Below are 23,599 nucleotides of genomic sequence, written 5' to 3'. Positions count from 1 at the left end.
AGGAACCATGAGCACGAGACGAATTATCAGTGCAGACGTAAAGCTCGTTGAGGACTTCACGTACGATCAGGAACAGTTGCCCATTGATAAGCCCATTGCTCAGTACATCCGGCAGTCATCCGTTGCTCAGAAAAGGAATAATCGACAGTCAACCGCAATGCAAGATGAGGATTTAAAGGCGCGGCTGTTGAAGCAGGGCTGGAAGGATGAGCTTATCCTCAAGTTCGACCAGGACCAGGGAACATCAGGACAGAAACGGATTGACGAACGCATAGACATGAACAGGCTATTCGCTGGGATCAAACGGGGTGAGATAAAGGCGGTTGCTTGCTATGACCCCTCTCGACTCTTCCGAGACCTGACCAGGGTGCAGTCTGCTACTTTTGTTGATCTCTGTACCAAGCACAAGGTACCTGTTCTCACCTGGACGCGCATTTATTGGTGTGGGAAGAGAGAGGATTCTACGGCCCTGTTTGACAAGCTCGAAGAGGCAGCTAACTACATTGATGAGGTTATCAAGGGCAAGCTTCTCCCGGCAAAACTAAGGGCCATTGAAGAGGATATGTCCTACGGGGGCCACGCGGTACCGATGGGGTATGTTGTGTTCACTGAGACAGGCAACGACGAGGACCGTCCGAGAAAGCACTACAAGATTTACGAGCCGCATGCAAAACTGGTCCGGTGGCTGTTCAAGCGCTTTCGAGAGCTAGACGGCAACTTAGCACGCTTGGGTAGGGAGTTGCGAGATTCGGGCTTCAAGTTTCCTGCCTTTACCAGGGTAGAGAAAATACCGCATGTTGGCTTACGATGGGACGGGAGTGGCTACCCCCTGCGGACGCGACCGGGTATTATCGGGATACTTACCAACCGTGCGTACATAGGCTGGTACCTGTTCAGCAAAACGCTTGAGGACGGCACAGAAGTCACGAAGATTATTAGCAAGCAGGCCCATGACCCTATTGTCCCGATGGGTGACTTTATGTATGCCTACTCTCGCCTGTCTAGCACGACACTGGACGGAGAACCGAATGAGGACAGGCCCAAAGTAGAGCAACGCTATGGGGTGGCCTGTGACGCGCTCCTGGAAGGGGTGTTAGAGTCTAACGGAAATCCGGTGTATGTCATGGCCGTAAAAGATGCCTACGTGGCAAGGACCCATGCAAGCGGGTGGAAAACAACCGAGCTTAGTGTACAGGTAAAAACGCTTGATAAGGTGGCTAGTGAGGCCCTCATAGCTTTCCTTGCTTCACTGGAATTAAAGCACCAAGCAGGCATAGAGGACAAGCTATACAAGCAAGCAAAAAGCATACAGGAACACAAGGAACAAGAAATAGTCAGTCTGGACGAACAGCTAGAAAACGTTGAAAAGGCCATACGAGAGGCTGAGCTAGAAAAAAAGGTAGCGAAACAAGAGGAATACGAGCAGGGTGTAAGGGAAGCTATCAAGGACCTCAAGAGACTAAATGCGGCTAAGGCGGCAATAGAGGCGAAGTTAAATCAAGCAGACACAGAAGCCCATGAGCTTGAAGAGTGCGAGAACCTCATAGAGTGCGCGGTTAATGACTGGTGTGGTATGAAGTTTGAGAGCCAGAAGAGACTCGTCAAGCTAGTTACAGGGCGGGCTAATATTGTTGAGGTTTCCCCACACTTTCTCAAGTTGGAGCTAATCATGAAAGCGCCCCTGAGTGGGATCCTGACTGGTTTTATCTACCGGAGTGTAGGGTGTCGCCCCGATTGGACAAGTGAAGAGGGTGCGATCATTCGAGAGATGTACCCAACTGAGGACCGAGCGGCAATCCTTGAGGCACTGCCAGAGAGAACTTGGCACAGCATCAGGAGCCGAGCCAGCATCATGCGGCCTGCTGTACTACGACACGTAAAGCTCAGCACAACTGCTATCCCGGAGTCCCTCTCATATTCTGATGTGGCCCTGATGGAAGAGCTGGGCATAACCGATACGAACATACCATACTGGACGGCACAGTCTGAGCAGATTTGCGAGCGCTTTGGCGTGCTTGTTTCACCGGGATTTATCAAGCGGGTCGTAAAGTCCCCTTGGTGCAAAGAAGATACCTCGTCAGTACCAGCAGGGGGATCAGCAGGACGACGATCCAGGCCCCTTCCAGGAACTTCATGGAGGCGATAATCAAGGCAACAATCGCGGTAGTAGTGGCGCCAAGACCATTGATCGTGATGCTCCTGCGCCAGTTCTTAACGGTCCCACGCAGGCGCCACCAGTGCATGACCATGCCCGCCTGTGAGAGGGTGAAGGCGATAAAGACGCCGACCGCGAAGAGGTTGATCAGGGCATTGGTGCTGCCGTTAAAGGCTACGAGCAGGATACAGGACATGACAGCGAGGGCGATGATGCCGACCGAGAACGCCAGGCGGTCCCCCCGGAACGAGAACTGTCGGGGGAGGAAGCCATCGTGCGCGAGGAGCGAGGCCAGGCGTGGGAAGTCGGCATAGCTTGTTTCTGCTGAGAGGGCCAGAATACCCAGCACTGCGAGCTGAAAAATGGGAAAGAGGACGATAAACGGGCCAGAATTGCTGTAAACCTTCAGGGCGATCTGGGCCACCACGGTGGGGTTGCCGGAGGGATGGGCCTCAATGCCATAGGTCATTGCCAGCAGTGTAATGCCCAGGAAGAGTGTTCCCAGAATAAAGGCCATGATAGTCAGGGTCGTCGAGGCATTACGTGTCTCTGGCTTCTTAAAGATAGGGACGCCGTTGGAGATCGCCTCTACTCCCGTCATCGCTGAACAGCCAGTCGCGAAGGCGCGCAACACAAGTAAGACCGTGAGCGGCTCGAAAACCGTTCCTTGCATCGGCGCGAAGGTGCCAATGATGGGTTGGTGACCAGTGACATATGCCTTGAAGAGGCCAACGCCGATGAGCAGGGCGGCGTTGATGACAAAGAAGTAGGTCGGGAAGGCGAAGATAGAGCCAGATTCGCGCACGCCTCGCAGGTTAAGCAGTGTGATGAGCACCACAAGCGCGACGTCGAGCAGCACAATCGAGCCGTGTAGCTCTGGAAAAAGCGAGACCATATTCAGGACGCCAGCCGAGATACAGACGGCGACGTTGAGCACATAGTCGATGAGGAGCGCGGCAGCGGCAACTAGCCCGGGAAGCTTGCCCAGATTCTCGCGCGCCACGGTATAGGAGCCGCCACCATTGGGATAGGCGGGAATAGTCTGGCGGTATGAAATGGTGACGATGCAGAGAAGCAGGATAATGACCAGGCTGATAGGTAGGGTCAGGCCCAGGTGAGCAGGTCCGGCGGCCGCCAGATTGATCAATATGGCCTCGGTGGCGAAGGCAACTGAGGAGATGGCGTCAGATGAGAGGAGAGGCAGGGCTTTAAATTTGCTCAGGCGTTCATGCTCCGCCTTAGCGCTGGCCAGGAGGACTCCAATCAGGGCGCGTTTGGCCCAGTAGGCCGCTTGGGACAGGCGACCCTCGGGAATCTCCGCAGCCTCGGTGGCCTCTAGCATACCACTGCCGACGCGACGTAGAGGGGGATTCTCTGGACGAATAATAACATAGCGCATATCGCCCAGGCGCCCGCCTCGTCGCTCCTCGCCTACAGGCGTCTGCAGATCGTAGTCATCTGCTTGTATCTCCGCACCGTCTTTACCGATGTATGTCGCCCTATTGAAGAGTTTATCGGGGTTATCCATATGTCAGCTCAAGCTTTCTCTAGCTCAAAAAAACGTTTGTGACACTCGCCTGGGAGGTGCTCTCAGCGTCTACAACGCTTTGCTGGGATCAGGTGTGGCGAGAAAACCTGAGTAGCTACCTCGTTGATTACGCTGAATATAGCATACGCGACCGCTCATAGAAAGAGATTTAGCGCCAGCGACCAGAAGCTTGAGCAAAATTTTAGAGGGGAAAAGTGTTTTGAGTATTGTGATGGTCTGGCTCCGCCAGACCATCACAATACTCAAAACACAGATCATTAGCGCTTCGCGGCTCGCCTGGATCTGTCGGGATCTGGTGTGAGCATAGACATCTCTGGCTGGGGCGGAGCATTGGTATGCGGTGGAACCTGCAAGGGGGGTGGGGGCGTGATTGGTGGTAGTTGGGTTCCGGGCGCGTCGCCGATAATATCCGCTAGAGTTTTGAATTGATCGTATCCCTGACGGTTCTGCGTGCTGCCCCACATTTTCTCGCTCAAGGCCTGAACGGCGGGCTTGATGCGTTCATGTAGTCCGGCTTCGTCGACGGCTCCCCCCAACCTATCATTCCATTCGGCGAAAATGGCGCCTTCAAGTTGTGGGTCTCCTGGTGCATAGTTAAGTTTTGGGTTGCTCAGGTCAAAGATGTATGGCTCCCACTTGTTGTAGAGCAATTGGGTATCCAGGTAGTCGTGATAGTAGGTGACGCCAGGCACGATATAGAGATTCTGATCGTTGGCGTTAATGATACGAAAGCCCATCTTTTTCATATCAATGGGGTTCGACCACTGGTTATTCCAGACCTCCAGCGTGGCATCACTATCGACCGGGACCGAGCTTTTCATCTCTGAGAGGCTGCCCCAGATGCGAGCCTTCTTGCCATGCTGTTTCAAGTAGGCGATATAGTGATTGATGTAGCGCCGGTAGTTATCGGCGTCGCTCACCGCATACTCGTCGACGCCGATATGAAACTCATCGGTATCAAACCAGGGCAGGAACTCGCCCCAGACGGAGTCCATAAAGGTATAGGTTTTGGGATTGCTTAAATCCAGGAAGTCTTTATCATATTTGCTGCTCGCCAGGTCAGGCCGGTACTTAGTGAAAGCCAGGGCATGCGCTGGCGCATCGATCTCAGGTGTGATCGTCACGCCATAGGCACGGGCCAGGTCCTGTAGCTCGCGCATATCTTGCTTGCTATAGGCCCCATCGGTTGCCGCCAGCCCCTGAAACTTGTCACTCTTGAGGCGAAAGGCGGAGTACTTTGCTTCCCACCCATCCTCACTGCCAACACCTGACTGGTTATCGTTGAGGTGCAGGTGAAAATCATCCATTTTGTACCAGGCGAGCAGCTTCACATAGTCCTTGAGGATGTTTAAGGGTACGAATTTGCGTCCAACGTCCAGCATAAAGCCGCGCATAGGATAACTGGAATAATCCCTGGCCAGACCCCTGGGGATGTGAGATTTGGCGTCATCTTGCGTAAGGATCTGGAGCAGGCTCCGTGTGCCATAGAAGGCGCCCTTGCTGGTGCGGGCATCGATGATGACGCTGTCCTCGATTGTGAGCAGGTAGCCCTCATCGCCGATGGCGCGGTCGGTGGCCCCCAGCGTCAGGAAGAGATCGCCCGGACTGGCATTAGGAGCTGTAGAAATAGAGGTATTGCGCTTTGTGACGGTGCGCAGGTCATTTTGAAAGGTGCTGGCCGCCTCTTTCAACTGTGTTTCATAGCGTTTATCAATAACAATATGCGCCAGGACTGGTAGTTCGAATTCCCCCACACTACCCCGCCACTCGCGCAAACTGGGAATGACTTTAGGCGCGGGATTAATCATAACAGTGGCCTGCCTAGCTGTAGGTGCCTGTGGATTAAAAAATATGGCCAGGAGGACGCCCAGTAGACAGAAGAGTAGGACGATCCCGCTTGTTAGTAAGAACCGTTTGCGCTTCAACTATCATCTCCTAAAAATAGAGTATATTTGCGCAAGAAATTTTTACTTCCTCTTATCAGGAGCTATGCGCATCAGATGTAGTATAAGAGTGGTAAAATGGGATGTCAATTTCAGGGCGTTTCACCCTATATTAGTCCTGGCTATTTGGTAACAGCCATTTTCCAGCTAGTTGATTGTTCTTCTGGAGGGGCGTCGAGCCTCTGTCAAAAAGAAGATGAAACCGGAACATGATTTTTCCCTCTAGCAACGAGTTTTGCGCAAAGGTGGACTATGATTATTGCGCCCGCAAATCCTTGAGCAGGGATGAGTAGCGTTGACGATTGAGCGGCAATTCGACCTCGCAGTGGCAGTGGCTTGAATAGATCATTGCATTCGCCAGTTCCAGTTCCTGGCATGCCTGTACACCATCGGCATAGTCGCTATTCCCGTGGAGAAGAGCGTCGTGGAAGTCGCGATAGACGGCTATGTGATTGCCTTGCCCTTGTTCCAACGTAATGGCATGTGGATGATGTACAGGTTGGGCATAGGGATCGTGGCTGGTAAGCGCATATTCGCTCATGTCGAGGTCTAGCGTGCGGGCCAGCAGCTTGCCACGACCAATTTCCAGCGAGCCGCGGGTCCCTATGATCTTCAGATGCTCAGGATCATCGGCCTCCGCTGAGCTGATGTGCACCATTCCTAAAGCTCTATCCTGCCATTCTAGCATCGCCTGGACTGTATCCTCAGTTTCGATCTGGTGCAGCAAGTTACGCGTCCAGGCAAAGACGCGCCTGGGGGAGCCGAGCAAATGGCAAAGCAGGTCGAGATTATGCGATGCCTGGTTGGTGACAATTCCTCCTCCTTCTCCTGACCAGGTCGCTCGCCAGGGTGCCATTTGATAGTAGAAGGATGGCCGTGTCCACACCGCCATCAACTCGACGCGCTGGATCTTGCCCAGAAAACCCTCTTGCAGCATCTTGCGCGCGGCCATGATCTCGGGACGATAGCGTTGCTGAAATACGACGCCAAGCACACGTTTGTACCGATGCGCGGTCGCGATCATCTCGTCGGCCTCCGCCACCTGAAGCGCCATGGGTTTCTCAACCAGCACATGACAGCCTGCTCGCAAACTCTCTATGACCATGGAGGCATGCAGAAAAGGAGGAGTAAGAATGACGACAACGTCTGGTTGCATCTCGGCCAGCATCTGCCGGTAATCCGCATAAAAGGCGCATTGCAATTCGTCAGCGCGCTGCTGACCTATTGTCGTATTGATATCTGACGCGGCGACAAGATCAACTATTGGTAACGCCAGGGCCGGTCGGTGGCCATTCAAAATGCCCGCACCTACGCCAATGATGGCGTGCCGCAAACGCCGTGCCTGCGATGCTTCCACTACGTTATCTGCCTTTCTTGCATGAAAGAAGCTCTCTAGAGAGCTTCTCCCTTGTCTCTGACCTCTTAGTTTCTCTCGATTGAGGGGGTAAATAGAAGATACAGAGAAATCTCGATATATTGTGTTAGTTGAGCGCTACTTCCGCCTCTTGTAGCATCTGGTACAGGGCGGCAAAGGACTCACGAGTGGCCTGCTCACGTCCACCGTTAGGGTGAATATAGTGGGTTTCAAGCGAAATAGTCCCGGTGTATCCATCCTCAGCAAGCGCACGGAATTGGCCTACATAATCGATGGAGCCAGTGCCCATCTTGACGAAGCGTCTCTGCTGGGGCGCATCCGGGGGATAGATAGCATCTTTCACATGTATATGCAGAACACGTCCTCGCACATGCTGGTAGCCAGCTGGAAAAGGGCTTGAGCCAACATACGCCTCGTTGCCGGGATCCCAAATGACACCGAATGTGTCTGCGGGAAGGCGCTGAAGCAGCCAGCCAGCTTCCTCCCCTGTCGCAATATTACAGGCATGTTCATTCTCTAGTACAAGCTTCAAACCAGCTTCTTCTGTGAGACGAGCAGCCTCAGCAATCACTTCCAGGAGAACTGGACGTATAGTTGTCGGATCGGGTATGCGCAGGAAGGAGAAGGTTCGTACCAGTGGAGCCCCAAATAAGGTGGCGACCTCAAATGAACGCTGCAATAAATCCCATTCTCGCGCCTGCTCCTTCGTGCGGGCTGTAAGCGCTAGCTCGCTCCAGAGGGGGCATTTCAGGAAAGGTGAAGCAATTGAGCATACACGAAAGCCTTGATCGCGCAAGAGAGATTGAATGCGCATCAAGCTGGCAGTATCATGGAAAACTATATCTTTGCCCTCAACCTTGCGTAGTTCGACCATATCGACCCGGAGATCGCGACAAACGTGAAGCGCCTGCTTAAGATCCTGCGAAATCTCATCTGTGACAATACTTAGCCGCAAAAGTAACTCCTCTCTTTCAATACTCATGCTAGAATATCACATCGCCCAATGAACGACTGCCGAAATCTGTCCTATCGAAGTGTAGTGCCCAGTTCCTCGCGATAGGCCAGGTCAAAGGCCATTTCAGGCGCGCCATCTCAATCAGCATATGACCAGTAGAGCGCCAGGCATCCTCCTCACTTGTCTCTCTCATCTGCTGTTTTGTCCGGGAGCACAAACAGGTCATCAACGACGACCATCTTGCCAGTGCGCATTGACTCATTGGAAGCGATGCCAACCAGGATTGAAGCGGCACCATCGATATGCGAGGCGGCTCGATTGAAGGCATCAGCTGGCGGAGTGGGCGAGAAGAGTTGCTCTAGCAAAATGGGATCGGCGCCGCCATGTCCTCCATCTCCCGTTGGAACTTCAACATCGTATGGGAGAGCGAACATTGGGTACACACGGATGCGTGCGGATTTGAAAGGCCCTTTGCTGGCGTTCATTCTGGCCTCTCCATTCCCTTGGAGATGATTGACATTCTCGACAATATCCATCTCAATCCGGCCCCTGGTGCCAGTAATTGCCACGCGTAGACCTTCCCAGGGCGCGTAGGTAACTAGTACACGTTGGCAGAAATAACCCACCAGTTTACGCAGTTAAAGCCTTTCCTTGATATGTCCATTTGAAGGGTTTGGCCATCGTTCGGTTATAGTACTCGATAAAAGCCAGAACCCTGTTTTGCAAATCTTCAACTGAGAGAAAGGAGCCACGTTTGAGTAACTTGCGTACGAGAATGCTGAGCCAGATCTCAATCTGATTGAGCCAGGAACTATGCTTCGGAGTGTAATGGAACACCACCCGATGCGTCGGCTCACTCAAAAAGGCAGCGCGGCTAGGCATGGAAGCCAGAATGCCAGATTTCCCTTTGATACCCAGATCTTCCTCGATCCCGCTGAGTTCAGCGACGAGGCGGACCAGTGCCTCAGATTGATGGATATTGAGATGGTCACAGACAAAATGCCAGCGGGAAGCTTGAGGGTCAGTAGCAATGACCGCCCGTACATGGGTCAAAAAGTCTTCCTCCGTCCGTGTTGGCCCGCAGAAAGGGGCCACGATCTCGCCGGTGACCACATCACGACTGGCAATGAAGGCTCGTGTTCCGTGACGAATGTACTCAAACTCGCGACGCTCGACTTTTCCGGGAACCAATGGCAATCCCGGGTGCTTGCGCTCAAGCGCTTGGACGCCGGTCAGTTCATCGGTGCTCATCGTCCGCTCTCCAGCTTTGGCCAGTTCTGGTGCCTGCGCATACACCTGGCAGATCATCCCGATGGTCTCTTCGCGCTGCGGATCATCTGGGGGAGTCAACCAGTAGCGAATCAAGTGCGGCTTGAGATCCCCTTTTTGAGCAGGCGAGCCGCATGTCGTGGGGAAATTTGCTTCACAATCCCACGACGCATGATTTCGTCGGCGATTTCTCGTCCTGTCCAGTGACTGATCGGACGCTCTTTTGGTTGTTCGCAAGCCATCGCCACGATTTGGCAGGTTTGTTCGGCGCTGATCTCTGATGGACGCCCTGGCCGTGGAACATCGCAGAGTCGCTCCTCAACGGACAGTTCTGCCAGGGGGACCCCTTGCAAGCTGAGCCAGCGCATCCTCCATGCTCGAACACGATCCACCCCCAGCCCTATCTCTCGGGCAATCTCGCTATTGCTTTTGCCCACAGCGGCAGCCAGCACTATTCGTCCTCGGAGCGCCACTTGTTGCGCGGTACTATGCCGATGAACCAATTTTTCCAATGCCCTGCGTTCCTCTTCACTCAAGCCCAGCGGAGCTGCCTTGGGACCTCTCATTGTTTGTCTCCTCTTTTCCATTCTCCTTTCTATTTTACTACCATTTTATTTCTGCCGTCATGTACTAGGCAGTAGGACAGCAGCACGCCATTGCGATAACGTACTGTCACACACATGGTATCTTCAATCGTAATCGGCTCTCCAAATACATTACGATCTCGTAAATAGCCCGTCTCGTTTTCAGCAGCCAGGTAGAGGCCACGAAACATCTCATTGTTCTCCAACGTCAGCGCAAAAGGGTCGTTGTCAGCCTCTGGGACGCCAGTGTAGCGCTCGTACGCATACTGTTCGCCGCGGGCTTCGGCGTTTTTCTTGCCATAGAAGCTGAGATCGCCCAACGCAAAGACCTGGTGAGGGTATGAAGCAATCCACCAGTTGACAAGGTCAAAATGGTGTGTAGCCTTATGAACAAGCAGACCGCCACTGTGCTGTTTTTCGCGATGCCAGCGGCGAAAGTAATCTGCGCCATGATTGGTATCCAGTATCCAGGAGAAATCGACTGCCAGCGGTTTCCCCACCGCACCCTGCATCACCAATTCGCGAAAGCGCGTATAGGCCGGGGCATAGCGATAATTAAAACTCACTCGTAGTGAGCGGCCTGGCGGGTATGACCCCGCTAGACCTGATCGGTTGCGGTAGCGATACCAGTACAGCGGCTAACAAAACCCTTCAACTCTCTTTCTGGGGGCCCGCGTCACGCAATAAGTTAACCCAGAACGCGATCAAAGCTTTTCAGCAAGCACACTCCAACATTACCATTCATTCCTGGTTCGCCGACTTTAGCGTCTATTTCAACAAGTTGAATACCCAGATTGCCAGCGGCGGCATCCCGGACCTGATTCAGATGGACATGTCATACGTCGCGCGATACGTCCAGGAACATGAATTGCTGGATCTAACGCCATTCGTCAATGACAAGACCATCGACCTCTCTGATTTTGATCAGAGTATGTTGAAGAACAGTGAAGACAACGGCGTGTTGTATGGTATTTCGATGGGTGGCAACTACGAGTGCATGATTTACGACGCCACGCTCATTCAGGAAGCGGGGCTTGGCACGCCTCCCACAAGTTGGACATGGAACGAATTCGCAACGTACGCAGGTAATATCTCCAGTGCCCTTAAATCTAAGGGCGTCTATGGGTCTCCCGATGCCAGTGGAGCGATAGATATGTTTGAAATTTGGGTGCGCCAGCGAGGCAAGGAACTATGGACGACGGATGGCAAAGTCATGTTTACCGTCGATGATATCGCCTCCTGGTTTAGCTATTGGGACGGCATGCGTAAATCTGGTGCCTGCGCTCCCGCTCAAATTCAGGCGACGGTTACTGGCAGTGGACCTTCTACCTCCCTGCTCGCCGCTGGCAAAACGGCCTTCGCGACGGGACATTCAAACCAATTCGGCAGCTTTCAAGCCCTGACGAAGCAATGATCTATCCTTTGCTCTGGTTGTTCAGCTCTTCGTTTAAACCAGAGGATCTGATTTTCTCAAGCCCAGGCCTGGTGCCGACGCAGTGGACACTAGGGAACTATGGCGAGGGCTGGAATGCCCTTGACTACCCTTTCACCCGCTTCTTTCTCAGTTCCCTGGTAGTCTGCTTTGGCGCGGTCGTTGGTAATATCTTTTCCTGTTCGCTGGCTGCCTATGCCTTTGCCCGCCTGCGTTTCAAATATAAACCCTTCTGGTTTGTTTTGATGCTGGGAGGAATCTTGCTGCCAGCGCACGTACTCATTGTGCCACAATATATTCTCTTCAAAGAACTGGGATGGATAGGTACGTTTCTTCCATTGGTCGCGCCCAAGCTTTTCGCCACAGATACATTTTTTATCTTCCTGATGATCCAGTTTATTCGTGGTATTCCGACAGAACTGGATGATGCTGCCAGGATAGATGGCTGTAGCCACTTTAGCTTCTACTGGCGCATCATCCTGCCGTTAGCGCTGCCCGCGCTGGTGACTACAGCCATCTTTACATATATCTGGACATGGAACGACTTTTTTAGCCAATTGATCTACCTCAGTGACGAAGCAACGTTCACTATTCCAGTTGCACTGAGTCAATTTGTGGATAGTACAGGAAATTCAGCCTATGGGCAACTTTTTGCCATGTCTGTGCTATCTCTGTTACCCATTTTCGGCTTCTTCCTGATTTTCCAGCGTCTCTTAATCCAGGGAGTAAACACGACAGGACTGAAAGGATAACAGTGTACCATCCTCTCTTATCTGGCGAGATTTGTCGCCAGGATGCCGTACGTTTTATACTGGAGAGAGCGCATTCTATGCCCTGCTAAGTTTATGGTTTGACTCTACCTGTATGCGTTTCCAGCAATAGAGCGTTATGGAAGTTGAGAGGAAATATGGAAGATGCTGACCATGTGCCGGGGCAGGCTCCTGGCCCTATGTTTGACCAGCATAAGCATAGACATATGTCCGATACCCATGAGCATGAGAAGCATGAAGCGCATGAGCATCACGACTACGACCATGCACATGCACATGAGCATGAGAAGCATGAAGCGCATAGGCATCACGACTACGACCATGCACATGCACATGAGCATGATCACGAGCATGGTCATGGTCGCTGGGGCTGGTTGTTGGAAGCGCTGCCCTTCGTGCATGGCCACAGTCATGCGGAGGCATCTGTGGATGCCGCGTTGGAGAGTAGTGACCGGGGTATCTGGGCGCTGAAGATCTCTTTATTAGGCCTGGGGGTCACGGCGCTCTTTCAGCTTGTGATTGCCATGCTGAGTGGAAGCGTCGGCCTGCTCGCGGATACCATTCATAATTTCTCGGATGCCCTGACGGCGGTGCCGCTCTGGATCGCCTTTGCGTTCAGTTGGCGCGCGGCGAATCGGCGCTACACGTATGGCTATGGCCGACTTGAGGACCTGGCCGGGGTGGTAATCGTGCTGATGATCTTCCTGAGCGCGCTCCTGGCAGGCTATGAAAGTATCACGAAGTTTCTGCACCCTGAGCCGCTGCATTATGCCTGGTGGGTCATGCTGGCGGCTATTGTCGGCTTCGCGGGGAACGAGGGTGTGGCCATCTTTCGCATTCGCGTTGGTAAAGAGATCGGCTCAGCCGCCCTGGTGGCGGATGGCAAACACGCTCAGGCGGACGGCCTGACCTCGCTCGCAGTTCTCATCGGTGCCGTTGGCTCTCTGCTAGGTTTCCCCCTGGTGGACCCGGCCATTGGCCTGCTAATCACGCTGGCGATTCTCTTTATTGTCAAGGATACGGCCCTGGTGATGTGGCATCGCCTGATGGACGCGGTTGACCCGCAGGTAGTAGATAGCCTGGAGCGGGCGGCGCGAGCGATTCCTGGCGTACTCGATGTACCAGAGCTGCGTGCGCGCTGGCTAGGACGTGCTCTGGAGGCCGATATGCGCATTGAGGTCGATGAGAATTTGAGTATTCGCCAGAGCCATGATATCGCCGAGGAGGTGCGGCATGCGCTCTTTCACACACAACCGCGCCTGGCAACTGTGCAGATCCATGTCGATCCACATGGCACGGCGGAGTACGACCCGCATAGCCTGACCAGGCATCATATGCGACCTCCTAGAAGCCAGGCCGATTAGAGTGGGTTGTGATCTAGATTGCCATCGAGGGCACGATCGATGTTGACGCAGGCGGTGATCATGGCCAGGTGCGTAAAGGCCTGGGGATAATTGCCCAGGGCCTCGCCGACCAGGCCGACCTCCTCGGCGAAGAGTCCAACGTGATTGCTAAAGGAGAGCATTTTCTCCAGCAGGAGTCTGCCCTCGCGTGGACAGCCTGAGCGGGCCAGATTCTCCGCCAGCCAGAAGCTACAGGCGCCGAAGGTCCCCTCAATGCTTTCGATGCCATCGCTGGCGGCACATTGTGGGTCATAGCGGCTCACGAGTGCGCTTTTGGCGAGATCACGCTGTATGCGGCGGATAGTTGAGAGCATGCGTGGCTCATTGGCGCCTGTGAACTTGACGAGGCCCATAAGGAGCAGGCTGGCGTCGATGGCTTCGCCGCCATAGTATTGCACAAAGCTCTGGTCTTTATCGCTCCAGCCTTCCTCCATGATCTGTTGATAGATCTGGGTGCTTGTCTGCATCCATTCGGCATAGGGGGCGGGCAGGCCCCGGTGCCTGGCGAGGCGCAGCGCGCGGTCGAAGGCCACCCAGCTCATCAGGCGCGAGTGGACGAAGTGTTTGGGACCACCGCGCACCTCCCAGATACCTTCATCCGGCTCTTGCCAGTGGTCCTCAAGCCAGTGCAGCAGGCTACGCATATGCTCCCAGAGATCGTATGAGATATCCTCGTGACGGTTATAGATATAGATCGCGTCCAACATCTCGCCATACACGTCGAGCTGTGTCTGGGTATAGGCGCCATTGCCGATGCGGACGGGTGCGCTGGCCCTATAACCCTCTAAATGGGGCAGAATCTTTTCGCTGAGGTTATGCTCACCATCGATGCCGTACATAGGCTGGAGCGAGCCGCAATCTGGTAGCTCGTGGCAGCGCTCGTCCAGCCAGTTCATAAACTGCTCTGCCTCCTGGGTAAAGCCCAGAGTGAGCAGGCTATAGAGGCTAAAGGCGGCATCGCGCAGCCAGGTAAAGCGATAATCCCAGTTGCGTGTGCCGCCTATAGACTCGGGCAGGCTGGTGGTGGGTGCGGCCACAATCGCCCCGGTGGGGGCATATGTCAGCAATTTTAGCAGCAAGGCCGAGCGCTCGACATACTCGCGCCAGCGCCCGCGATACTGGCATTTCTTGAGCCATTGGCGCCAGAAGGTCATGGTGCTATGAAACATCTCCTGGTAGCCCTCTTCGCAGAGGGGATCAGGAGCCTGCGCACCCGCGGTGGTGCTCTCCAACATAAAGTGTAGTGACTCACCCTCATGTAAGACAAAATGCGTCTGCACACCTCCCTGATCATCTGGATAGAGCGCGATATTGGTAGAGAGCCCAAGGTGGAGACCCTGGCTGTGGAAGACGGCTCCCTGCTCCGTCAGATGGGTATCATGTTCGTCCTGAGCATAGTTGAAGGCTGGACGACAGGTCAGGTGAAACTCCATGCTCCCCCTGGCGACCTCAACTGAGCGAATGATGTGGTGGGGTAGGGTATGGGAATCGTCATCATCTTTGATGGGCATGAAATCAGTAATCTCACCAATACCATCAACGCAGAGAAAACGCGTGAGTAAAACATTGGTTTCGGGCAGGTACATCTGCGAACTGCGCAAATCGTTCGTTGGCGTGGGCGCGATCTGAAAGAAGCCGCCTTTATTTGCGTCCAGGAGCGCTCCAAAGACGCTCGGCGCGTCGAAGCGCGGCAGGCAGCACCAGTCAATCGAGCCATTCTTCCCAACCAGGGCCACCGTATGCAGGTCACCGATAATGGCATAATCTTCGATGGGTAAATATCTTGCGTGTAGCTCCAGCATGCCTCGTCTCCAATCTCCTGCAAGGATTCTGCGCTCTAAGCGCCTGTAAACACTACCTGATTACAATGTATCCGCATCCACAAATGCTATGTTCTTTTCTTTGCCTCCTTACCATAGGCGCTACGTTTACGGCGCGCAAGGCGATAATGCACTTTCATAAATAAAGTTGGATTAACATGAGTGCTAGAAGCGCACAGCAGGCTGATTTCATAACCCGTCTTAATTTAAGAAACAGCATAATTGGTGCATCCGGCAAATCAGCAGGAAATGTGTAGGGGCCATGCTTGCATGGCCTTCCTCTCGCAGCGTGAGCACTTCTCCTGGGGAAAAGGGTCCAAGCCAGCTTGGACTCTACAGCTTGCCGGCCGAGGGGGGCATTTGGGGGTGGGCATAAGCCGATGGTAGTGATAAGAGAAGGAGAGCGAGGGAGATCGGGGGTAAAACGGCATGAATTGCTAGATGTAGTTCGGTTTGTGTGTAACCTCCCTCGCTATGGGATTGAGTATAGCAGATACTCGAAAATACTTCATTAACAGCTTTTAAGAAACGGCTCCAGGAGCACTAGTGGGTCAACCCGCAATTGAGGTGCCATGAGCGAGTGCGGCTGCTGAACCACCCAGGCAACAAAATTGGAGTGGGGGTTCGCTTTATTCTCCCTGGTCAATAAGGAGCCAGGTGCGCGTTGTCTGCTGGTACTTCCATCCATGTGCCTGCAAGACCCGACGGATCGTTCTTGGGCTGATGTCTAAAAATCCTTTGGCATGCAAGGACCTTTGCAAAAAGGGAAGTGACCAGACAATACATTGATCGACGTCCCAGGTGGGACGACGCTGTATTTCTTGGAGGATCTGTTCGTGATCCTGACTGGTATAGGTCGGCTTGCGGCCACGACCAGGAGCAATCGAGAGGGCTTCTACCCCGCGATGATGAAAGCGTTCGACCAATTGTGAGACCCCATCCTGGCTCATGCCTGCCTACCTCCCAGCTTCTGCAAACGTGCATCCATCCGCAACAGCTAAGAGCGCTTTTGCTTTTTTTGCCGTACTCACTCGCTCACTGATGGATGTAGCTTTTCGGGAAAGCTCTTCACGCTCTTGTGGTGTAAGTTGACGCAATGGTCTTTTTTGCGGAAATCCCATGGTGATTTGCCTCCTTGCAACTCCTGCTTCTTTGAGTGTACCATCTCTTTCCCTTTCAGAATAATAAGCTTGTCAGAAGGTGATAGAGGTGATAGATTCAAAGTGTGGAGGGAACCAAGCATGAGTAAAATACAAAAAGATCCATTACGTGAATTGTCTCAGCAAGAAGAGCAAGCCTTACAAAAGCTTGCCAAATCCACCAGTGAACGCATGGATATCATCAAGCGAGCGAACGCGTTGTTATCTGTCAGAGCGGGAAAATCCTATACCGAGGCTGCGATAGTCGCAGGATACAAAAGCAATGATACCATTAGTCGATTGGTGAGTCGCTTCAACCAACACGGCCTCCTCGCCCTTTCCATTGCGACAGGTCGTGGTTGCAAGCCGACCTACACGAGTGCGCAGCAAACACGCATTCTCGCCGAAGTGCAGCGCAAGCCTGATCACCAGGAAGATCAAACGGGCATCTGGTCTCTGATGACCCTGCGCCGAGCATTGCGCAAAACGGATCTGCCTCATGTTAGTGCTGAAACCATTCGTCAGGTGCTGCATGAGTCTGGCTACAGCTATCAGCGCACGCGCACCTGGTGCCGTACAGGCTACGCCCTACGCAAGCGGAAAAGTGGCACCGTGACTGTGTATGATCCAGAAACGCCGAAAAAAAAGACTAATTGAGCTGGCGTGCGAGCAGGCAGAGGCGGCTGGGATCGTGCAGTTGAATGAAGATGAAGCCGGGCCCTATCAGGCCATCCCCCAACCAGGGGCATCGTGGCAACCGGAAGGCTACCCAGCCACTCAACCACATGAGTATGAGCGGGGTGGTACCGCAAAACTCCTCACCCTCTTCCGTCCGTCCACTGGCCATGTGCGCGCCAAAGGAGTGATCTCGGCCACCAATGCCGTGCTGCATCCCTGGCTTCAAGAACAATTAAGCGCAGTGCTTACCGAGATCGAGAAGCAACAGCCCGCAGAGACCTTGCCTCCCGAAGAGGAGCGACCGCTGTATGCCCGTTGGGAAACCTGGTTGGGTCATCCGCCTGGCCGAACGCTCCCCCCTTTGCGTATTCTTCTGGTGCTGGATAATCTGGCGGGACATCTCTCCTCTGATCTGGTTCTCTGGTTTTTTGATCACGGGGTGATGCCGCTCTATACGCCGATTGGTGGGTCCTGGTTGAACATGGCAGAGTCGGTCCAACGCATTCTTGTCCGCCGGGCACTCAGTGGACAATATCCTCAGAATGCTCAAGAAGTGATTGACTGGCTGGAACAAACCGTGGCTGGCTGGAACCAAACTCCAACGCCCTTTGTCTGGAATGGCAAGCGACGCCGACGCCGCGAACGTGCCTACTTACGTCGCTTAGGTGGTTCAGCAGCCGCACTCGCTCATGGCACCTCAATTGCGAGTTGACCCACTAGCTTCTCTTGCGAATGGGGTTGAAGCATTTGATGAGGTGTTTCCTTACACAAATGTCGTGCCTACTCCTCACTTTTGTTTGACCTTTCTGTAATATTCCAGAGGAGCAGAGATTCAGTTGGTGTAATTGAGCAAAAAGTGGCTCAATTCACAGCTTCGTTGTTAGAAATGTGCGATCCTTTGATGACATTTTGGGCTTGAGCCCACCGCAAGCCCCGTCTCTTGAGAGCGGGGTAAGGTGTGTCCGGGCTTGAGCCCTTGCTTGTTGAAAAGATGTTCTAGGCATGCTATACTCAGTATCAGGAGGAGCACACGGGGCAAGGAGGAAGCAGACATGGCCAAGGCGACCAGCACGATACGATCGGCATTGCACTACCAGCCGCAGCATGCTGAAGTCTTTGCGGCCAATCAGGCCCTCTTCAACCGTGTCGTCGCCTTCTACTTCGAGTGTATCCAGGCTCATGAAGGCCTCCTGGCTCTCACAAACAAAGAGGCGCTCACGGCGCTGGAAAGGCTCACCCATGCGACAGAGGCAAACCCGGCGCCCATCATGCCGCTCACAGACATCGCCCCAGATATCCCGGCCATGTTTCGCCGTGCCGCCATCAATGCGGCGCTTGGTTCTGCTCGCTCCTTCTTTTCCTCGCTCAAAAAATGGCGAGCGCGCAAGGAGAAACACGAATTAAAGAAGCCTCGCAAGGGCAAAAAGTCGAAGCCGTTCCGAGAGCGACCACCGGTCCCACCACGTAGTTGGAACAAGTCGGTTCCCTTCTACGCGAGCCAGTGGAAAGAGCGCTGTGATCACTGCATCCTGCGGCATCGGTCTGGACCGGGACGTGTTGGTCCTGGCTCAAGGTTGGTCTGCTCTCACGCGATCTCCCCGAAGGTTTCCAGATGGGGAGCCCTTCCCTGGTTCGCAGGGGAAAGCAGTGGTGGCTGCATACTCCCATCGAAAAGACCTTCGCTGCTCCCGCCAACGTTGAGCAGCAGATCACGACCAATCCACAGACCCACATCTGTGCGGTCGATCTCAATCTCGACCAGCACATAGCCGTATGCAGCGTCCAGACAGTTGAAGGCACCATCCTGGCCACCTCTTTCATCGGAAATGGCACAGAGATAGCGGGCTTTAGGAAGTTGCTGCTTGGACGCATTGCACGCAACCGATCACAGACTGGCATCCTGGCGGAGAATGAACAGGACAATGCCGACCTCTGGCGCAAAATCCGCCATCTTGATGAACACATCGCGCACCTGGTCAGCGGTCGCATTGTCCAGTTCGCCAAGGAACATCAGGCCAGCATCCTGGTCTTTGAGCACCTGGGCAATCTCCAGCCAGAAAAGGGGAAGTATTCGCGTCGTGGCAATACGAAGCGAGCCTACTGGATGAAAGGGCGCATTTTCCGCTACAGCAAATATAAGGCGTGGAATGCAAGTGGCATCATCACCAGCCGGGTCAATCCGCGCAATAGCAGCAGACACTGTCATCGCTGCCACGCCGCTGTCATTCGCTACAATCAGGGACAGCCAGAATCGGGCTATACTCCCGGCGCTGCTCTGGTCGTCTGCCCACAGTGCCAGATGCGCGGACACGCCGACCGCAATGCCAGTCTCAAGATCGGTCAGCGCTTGCTTGAGCGCTATGGAGAACCCTTCAAAGAAAAGCCTCATACTGCTGTGCGACGTGCAGGCAGAGTCTCGAAAGAGACAGGTGTTGCTCTCTCCCAAGACGCCAAACGTCAAAAGGGACCATCCATCTCTGAGGCGAGGCATGGAGAACGCAACGTGCATGGCACCGCGCAACAGGGAACGCTCTGGATGGACGAGCGACCCTGAGCTATTCCTCCCCCACTACGGCAGTCACACCGAGTAGAGGCTACGCCTCACCTACTCAGAATGCCGACTACGGAAGAGTGGCAGAAGCTGCTCGGTTTCAACCGATGCGGAGTGTCACTACATACGAAGAGCTTATCTGAAAACCGGCTGATACGAGGAGCCTGGCGTCTTTCCGTTTTCGGATAAGCTCAAGGAGATTCAGAATGCGCGATAAACCATCACCAGATTCCTCTCAGCTCTCTTTTTTCAAGAGACTTCAGGTGCTTGCAGACAAAGGGGCAAAAGTTTTTTCCATCGCTTTTCTCGCTTTGAGTGCGATTGCATTCATTGTGGCAACGCTAGTTGTGTCCAATGATTACGACCCTCTTACAGTGCATGTAGATTCTCCTGCTCTCCTTAGAATTGCTCTTTTCTGCCCTCTGGTGATAGCAGTTGGCATGGTGCTTGTTCTGGGTAGGCGGCGTTTCTCGGTCTTACGTCTGAATTACTGGCAAATTTTTCTGATTGTCCTTGGTGCTGGTCTCGGTCTGTATTTAAGTTACCAGCACATTCTCTACCATCGGGTCTGTTGCGATATTGTCTATACGGAAGCCCGGGGATATCCATTGGGGGCCTCGATATTTTCCTGGGAGCCAACTCACAGCCCGCCCTATAGCTGGGATGAGATGGATGCACTGATAGGACAGCACTCTGGTCAGGTTGCTCAGGATATCGACTGGCCTACTATCTTTGCTAATGGTATGTTCTATGCCAATGCCACCCTCATCCTGGTTGTCACGCTCCGCTGCATGCTGTACCTTCCTGGACGATTCATCGGCAGGAAGAAAGCTCGCGCGAGCTTGCAGCGTACCTGAGCAGGATGAGGGAGATTCTAGAACAATGTATGTTACATATGGAGGCATGTTTTTACACGGCTTTACAAATTTAGGGCTGTTCTGAGCTTAAACAGGCAAGCGGTAAGGGTGTCAAGCTGGGCCTTAAAGGGTTGGTTTGCCCGTGAACTTGCAAAACGAGGCGCGCAGGTGAGAGGAATCGATCTTGCTGAAAATTTGCTTACATTAGCTCGCCAGTATGAGGAGCAGGAACCACAAGGAATTGTCTATCAGCAGGATGATGCTCAAAGTGCTCATTTACTCCCCAACGGTACTTTTGACGGGGTCGTATGTGTGCTCGCTCTTATGGATATTCCTGATCTCCAAGCCGTCTTTCAAACGGCAAGACGGATTCTCAAACCTGGAGGATGGCTGATTTTTGCCGTTACCCATCCTTGTTTTGAGGCACCCCATGCCCAATGGTTCACCACTAACGACGGTCAGATTGGACGTTTCGTGAGAGGTTACTTCCAAGAAGGGAACTGGAAGTCTGAGCGAGGTGGGGTACGTAGCCGTGTAGGGGCGTATCATCGCATACTTAGCACGTATCTCAATACGCTTGTTGCTGCCAATTTTACCCTTGAACGGATGATAGAGCCAATGGCAACTGGTGAACGTGCTGAGCAAGTGCCAGGGAATCGAGAAGTTCCTTCACTCCTCTTCATGCGTGCACAATCTCCTCTAATTTTTCTCCAAACTCTCGATGATCGCGTACAATTCGAACTTATTTTCAGGAAAAATTTTCCTTGAAACGTTGTCTTCTACGTATGGTTTACGTTCGAGGGATGAGTACGTTACAGGGAAGCTACCAGTGAGGCTTTTTAATTGGCAGTGTTTGATAATTGTCTATGGAGGTATCCATTTTGTATAAGCAACCATCACAAAGTATCATCATCTCTTGCATATCTCAAGCAGATAGAGTATACTTGGATGTATGAAGTTATCGAGTTATGCCAAGAAGATTGGGATCAGTTATAACAGCGCCTGGCGTATGTGGAAACGCGGCCAGATTCCCGGCTATCAATTGCCCACCGGCACCGTGATCATTGATCCGCCGGAGCTTCGCTCGGTTCCGGTCCACGCCGTCGCTGTGTATGCTCGTGTTTCAAGCAGCGAAAACAAAGACAACCTGGAAAGGCAAGCCGAGCGGCTGGTGACCTGGTGCAATGCCCAAGGCTGGTCGGTCAGCAAAGTCGTCAAAGAGTGCGGCAGTGGCATCAACGATCAGCGGCCCAAGTTTCTGGCGCTGCTGGCAGATCTCAAAATCGGGCAGATCGTGGTTGAACACAAAGATCGCGCTTCTCGCTTTGGCGTGGCCTATATTCAGACCTTGTTGGCTATGCAAGGACGGAAACTGGTCATCGTCAACACCGCTGATACCGCCGAAGATGATCTCATGGGCGATTTTATCAGCATCATTCCCTCGTTTTGCGCTCGTCTTTATGGTCGCAGACGAGCCAAACGCAAGACGGAACAAGTGCTAGCGGCTTTGCAGCAGAATGGACCCGCCCGTGAGCAAGAAGCCCCAAAAAGCCTCGCTTGATGAGAAAAAAAAGCGCAAGCGCAAAAAGAAGACGAAGCAGACCATCACTCGAGCGGTGACCCATATCCGTCTCATTGAGGCCAATCCTGGCAAACTTGAGGCGCTCGATCAGCTTGTGGCGGTTTACTTGCCGCTGTGCCAACAGTACACCACCCTGTTTTGCGAGGCCGAGACAAGCCCGGACAAGTACCAAGAAACCGTCTTCAAAACCGATCTTTCCGACCGCTTGCATCGAGTGGCAATACAGCAAGCCGCAGGCATTGCCAAAAGCGTTCGCACGAATCGAGCGAACGCCTATCAGGCGTACCTGGAAGATGTGGCTGATTATGCTCAGGCCAAGGCTCAGGCGGAAGGCCGGATGTCCGCCTTCAAACGCCGCGAACCGACCTGGACCGAATGGGATCTCCCTGTGCTGCGTGTGCCAGTCATCCAAGCCAATGTCAACGTGGTGGTGCTCGAGAAGTCGGAGGACTCCACGTTCGACTACTGGCTGCGCGTGTCCACCTTAGATGTCGGGAATCCGCTTCGAGTCCCAGTCAAACTCGCCTCCTATCACAAACGAGCACTCGAAGGCCGCACGCTCAATGCATCCACAACACTTCACAAGCGCAATGGAGTCTGGTGGCTGACGCTCTCCTTTGACGAGGACGTTCCTCTTCAAACCAAGCCTGACGCCCCTACAGTAGGCGTCGATGTGGGCATTGCCCATTTCCTCACGACCTCCACCAATAAAGCGTATGGCAGTTTTCATGGCAAGATGGCCCGACAGCACAAGCACGATCGGGAAAAGCGTCGCCGCAAGGCGAAACTGCGAGCCTGTCTGGAAAAGAAAGGCGTCCCAAAGGGCAAGCTTCCTTCGACAAGTTCTGAAACGTCGCAACGCTTGAGCCGTCACGTCAAGCAAGAGATCAACCGGGCGGTCAATGCGTTGGTCAAAGATCATCGAGATGCCAGACTCATTTATGAGGACCTCAATGTGGCCTCGATGCGCTTCAAAGCAAGGGTGATGAACAGTTATCTGTATGCTTCTCACCTGGGGCATATCCCAGAGCAGCTGGCCTGGGCCGCCGCCAAACAGGGCATGGCAGCCCACACGGTCCGAGCCGCCTATTCCTCTCAGGAATGCCCCCGCTGCCATTATGTCGATCGCGCTAATCGGCCGAACCAGAAAACCTTCAAGTGCCTGGTCTGTGGTTACGCAGACCAGGCCGACCGCAAAGCCGCACAGACGCTCGCGGGACGCTGGGGGGATCGGAAACTGGCGGCATGTCGCTCGACCTCGGAGGTCAAGGCGCTCCTCATGACGCGGCATGAAGCGTGGAAACAGCAGAATCAGCAGAGGATCCAGGATGCCGGGCCTCCCGTCCAGTTGAGCTTCTGGGATCCCCCAGAGATGTTCCTGGAATCATCTCACGAGTGAACATCTCTCAGTAGAGAGAGGTGCATAGGATGCTCGTAGTGCATCCTCCCGCCTAGTCCGCTGTTTGGTAAACAGGCGTAGGTTAAAGTGAGAAGGATAATCATTGCAATAGATGGTTATGCTTTGATCAACTATTAA

Annotated in this window: 20 protein-coding genes and 2 pseudogenes; 11 read left to right on the top strand and 11 right to left on the bottom strand. The window is 53.5% G+C overall.

Going from position 1 to position 23,599, the window contains the following annotated elements; genetic code table 11:
- Positions 1-7: 7 nt before the first annotated feature.
- Complete coding sequence (locus KRAC_RS45995; protein WP_007919123.1) at positions 8-2,146, top strand: recombinase family protein; 2,139 nt, start codon at positions 8-10, stop codon at positions 2,144-2,146.
- On the opposite strand, the gene KRAC_RS45990 is transcribed toward KRAC_RS45995, so the two are convergent.
- From KRAC_RS45990 to KRAC_RS45950, 8 genes and pseudogenes are all read right to left on the bottom strand, one after another.
- Positions 2,034-3,683 carry an APC family permease gene (locus KRAC_RS45990; RefSeq protein ID WP_052569198.1) on the bottom strand — a complete coding sequence of 550 codons (1,650 nt, stop codon included), beginning with the start codon at positions 3,681-3,683 and terminating at the stop codon, positions 2,034-2,036. The two genes, KRAC_RS45995 and KRAC_RS45990, sit on opposite strands and share 113 nt — an antisense overlap.
- 278 nt (positions 3,684-3,961) lie before the next feature.
- The gene (locus KRAC_RS45980; RefSeq protein WP_007919120.1) at positions 3,962-5,629 is read right to left on the bottom strand and encodes a family 20 glycosylhydrolase; all 1,668 of its coding nucleotides are present in this window, start codon (positions 5,627-5,629) and stop codon (positions 3,962-3,964) included.
- 274 nt (positions 5,630-5,903) lie between these two features.
- Complete coding sequence (locus KRAC_RS45975; RefSeq protein ID WP_007919118.1) at positions 5,904-7,004, bottom strand: Gfo/Idh/MocA family protein; 1,101 nt, start codon at positions 7,002-7,004, stop codon at positions 5,904-5,906.
- A 124-nt stretch (positions 7,005-7,128) separates the two neighbouring features.
- Complete coding sequence (locus KRAC_RS45970; RefSeq protein WP_007919116.1) at positions 7,129-7,977, bottom strand: sugar phosphate isomerase/epimerase family protein; 849 nt, start codon at positions 7,975-7,977, stop codon at positions 7,129-7,131.
- Positions 7,978-8,153: 176 nt separating this feature from the next.
- Positions 8,154-8,546, bottom strand: a complete 393-nt coding sequence (locus KRAC_RS45965; protein ID WP_169461031.1) for a Gfo/Idh/MocA family oxidoreductase — start codon at positions 8,544-8,546, stop codon at positions 8,154-8,156.
- Between the two features lie 61 nt (positions 8,547-8,607).
- Positions 8,608-9,228 (bottom strand): transposase, encoded by a 621-nt coding sequence (locus KRAC_RS77270; protein ID WP_052569348.1) that lies wholly within the window; start codon positions 9,226-9,228, stop codon positions 8,608-8,610.
- Positions 9,229-9,338: 110 nt separating this feature from the next.
- Positions 9,339-9,812 (bottom strand): helix-turn-helix domain-containing protein, encoded by a 474-nt coding sequence (locus KRAC_RS77265; protein ID WP_052569196.1) that lies wholly within the window; start codon positions 9,810-9,812, stop codon positions 9,339-9,341.
- A 65-nt stretch (positions 9,813-9,877) separates the two neighbouring features.
- Positions 9,878-10,411: pseudogene (locus KRAC_RS45950) on the bottom strand (Gfo/Idh/MocA family oxidoreductase); the annotation flags it as partial.
- A gap of 8 nt (positions 10,412-10,419) precedes the next feature.
- On the opposite strand from KRAC_RS45950, the gene KRAC_RS45945 reads away from it, so the two are divergent.
- The 3 genes from KRAC_RS45945 to KRAC_RS45935 all read left to right on the top strand — a co-directional run bounded on the left by KRAC_RS45945 (position 10,420) and on the right by KRAC_RS45935 (position 13,396).
- The gene (locus KRAC_RS45945) at positions 10,420-11,244 is read left to right on the top strand and encodes an ABC transporter substrate-binding protein (protein ID WP_007919112.1); all 825 of its coding nucleotides are present in this window, start codon (positions 10,420-10,422) and stop codon (positions 11,242-11,244) included.
- Positions 11,241-12,014: a carbohydrate ABC transporter permease gene (locus KRAC_RS45940; protein WP_007919111.1), complete on the top strand. Its 774-nt coding sequence runs from the start codon at positions 11,241-11,243 to the stop codon at positions 12,012-12,014. Before KRAC_RS45945 ends, KRAC_RS45940 begins: the two co-directional genes overlap by 4 nt.
- 155 nt (positions 12,015-12,169) lie before the next feature.
- On the top strand, positions 12,170-13,396 hold the full coding sequence (locus tag KRAC_RS45935; protein WP_007919109.1) for a cation diffusion facilitator family transporter: 1,227 nt from the start codon (positions 12,170-12,172) through the stop codon (positions 13,394-13,396).
- Here KRAC_RS45935 and KRAC_RS45930 read toward each other — a convergent pair.
- The 3 genes from KRAC_RS45930 to KRAC_RS72810 all read right to left on the bottom strand — a co-directional run bounded on the left by KRAC_RS45930 (position 13,393) and on the right by KRAC_RS72810 (position 16,376).
- Complete coding sequence (locus KRAC_RS45930) at positions 13,393-15,237, bottom strand: glycoside hydrolase family 15 protein (RefSeq protein ID WP_007919108.1); 1,845 nt, start codon at positions 15,235-15,237, stop codon at positions 13,393-13,395. The two genes, KRAC_RS45935 and KRAC_RS45930, sit on opposite strands and share 4 nt — an antisense overlap.
- A gap of 647 nt (positions 15,238-15,884) precedes the next feature.
- The gene (locus KRAC_RS45925; RefSeq protein ID WP_007919107.1) at positions 15,885-16,205 is read right to left on the bottom strand and encodes a helix-turn-helix domain-containing protein; all 321 of its coding nucleotides are present in this window, start codon (positions 16,203-16,205) and stop codon (positions 15,885-15,887) included.
- Positions 16,206-16,211: 6 nt separating this feature from the next.
- Complete coding sequence (locus KRAC_RS72810) at positions 16,212-16,376, bottom strand: hypothetical protein (protein ID WP_007919106.1); 165 nt, start codon at positions 16,374-16,376, stop codon at positions 16,212-16,214.
- A 120-nt stretch (positions 16,377-16,496) separates the two neighbouring features.
- Between KRAC_RS72810 and KRAC_RS67805 the strand changes: the two genes are divergently transcribed.
- The 7 genes and pseudogenes from KRAC_RS67805 to KRAC_RS45885 all read left to right on the top strand — a co-directional run bounded on the left by KRAC_RS67805 (position 16,497) and on the right by KRAC_RS45885 (position 23,461).
- On the top strand, positions 16,497-17,051 hold the full coding sequence (locus tag KRAC_RS67805; RefSeq protein ID WP_075164565.1) for a helix-turn-helix domain-containing protein: 555 nt from the start codon (positions 16,497-16,499) through the stop codon (positions 17,049-17,051).
- Complete coding sequence (locus KRAC_RS45915; protein WP_040447207.1) at positions 17,017-17,784, top strand: transposase; 768 nt, start codon at positions 17,017-17,019, stop codon at positions 17,782-17,784. The genes KRAC_RS67805 and KRAC_RS45915 overlap by 35 nt, the downstream gene beginning before the upstream one ends.
- 340 nt (positions 17,785-18,124) lie before the next feature.
- Positions 18,125-19,626: pseudogene (locus KRAC_RS67800) on the top strand (zinc ribbon domain-containing protein).
- Positions 19,627-20,063: 437 nt separating this feature from the next.
- Positions 20,064-20,480: a hypothetical protein gene (locus tag KRAC_RS74105; protein WP_169461030.1), complete on the top strand. Its 417-nt coding sequence runs from the start codon at positions 20,064-20,066 to the stop codon at positions 20,478-20,480.
- Positions 20,481-20,588: 108 nt separating this feature from the next.
- Positions 20,589-21,248, top strand: coding sequence for a class I SAM-dependent methyltransferase (locus tag KRAC_RS45895; protein ID WP_007919102.1), 660 nt, complete (start codon positions 20,589-20,591; stop codon positions 21,246-21,248).
- 184 nt (positions 21,249-21,432) lie between these two features.
- Positions 21,433-22,041, top strand: coding sequence for an IS607 family transposase (locus KRAC_RS45890; RefSeq protein ID WP_007904842.1), 609 nt, complete (start codon positions 21,433-21,435; stop codon positions 22,039-22,041).
- Complete coding sequence (locus KRAC_RS45885; protein WP_040441717.1) at positions 22,010-23,461, top strand: RNA-guided endonuclease TnpB family protein; 1,452 nt, start codon at positions 22,010-22,012, stop codon at positions 23,459-23,461. Before KRAC_RS45890 ends, KRAC_RS45885 begins: the two co-directional genes overlap by 32 nt.
- The last annotated feature ends 138 nt before the right edge of the window (positions 23,462-23,599 follow it).

The organism is Ktedonobacter racemifer DSM 44963 (genome assembly GCF_000178855.1).
Classification (GTDB): Bacteria; Chloroflexota; Ktedonobacteria; order Ktedonobacterales; family Ktedonobacteraceae; genus Ktedonobacter; species Ktedonobacter racemifer.
This window is presented reverse-complemented; position numbering and strand designations above follow the sequence as displayed.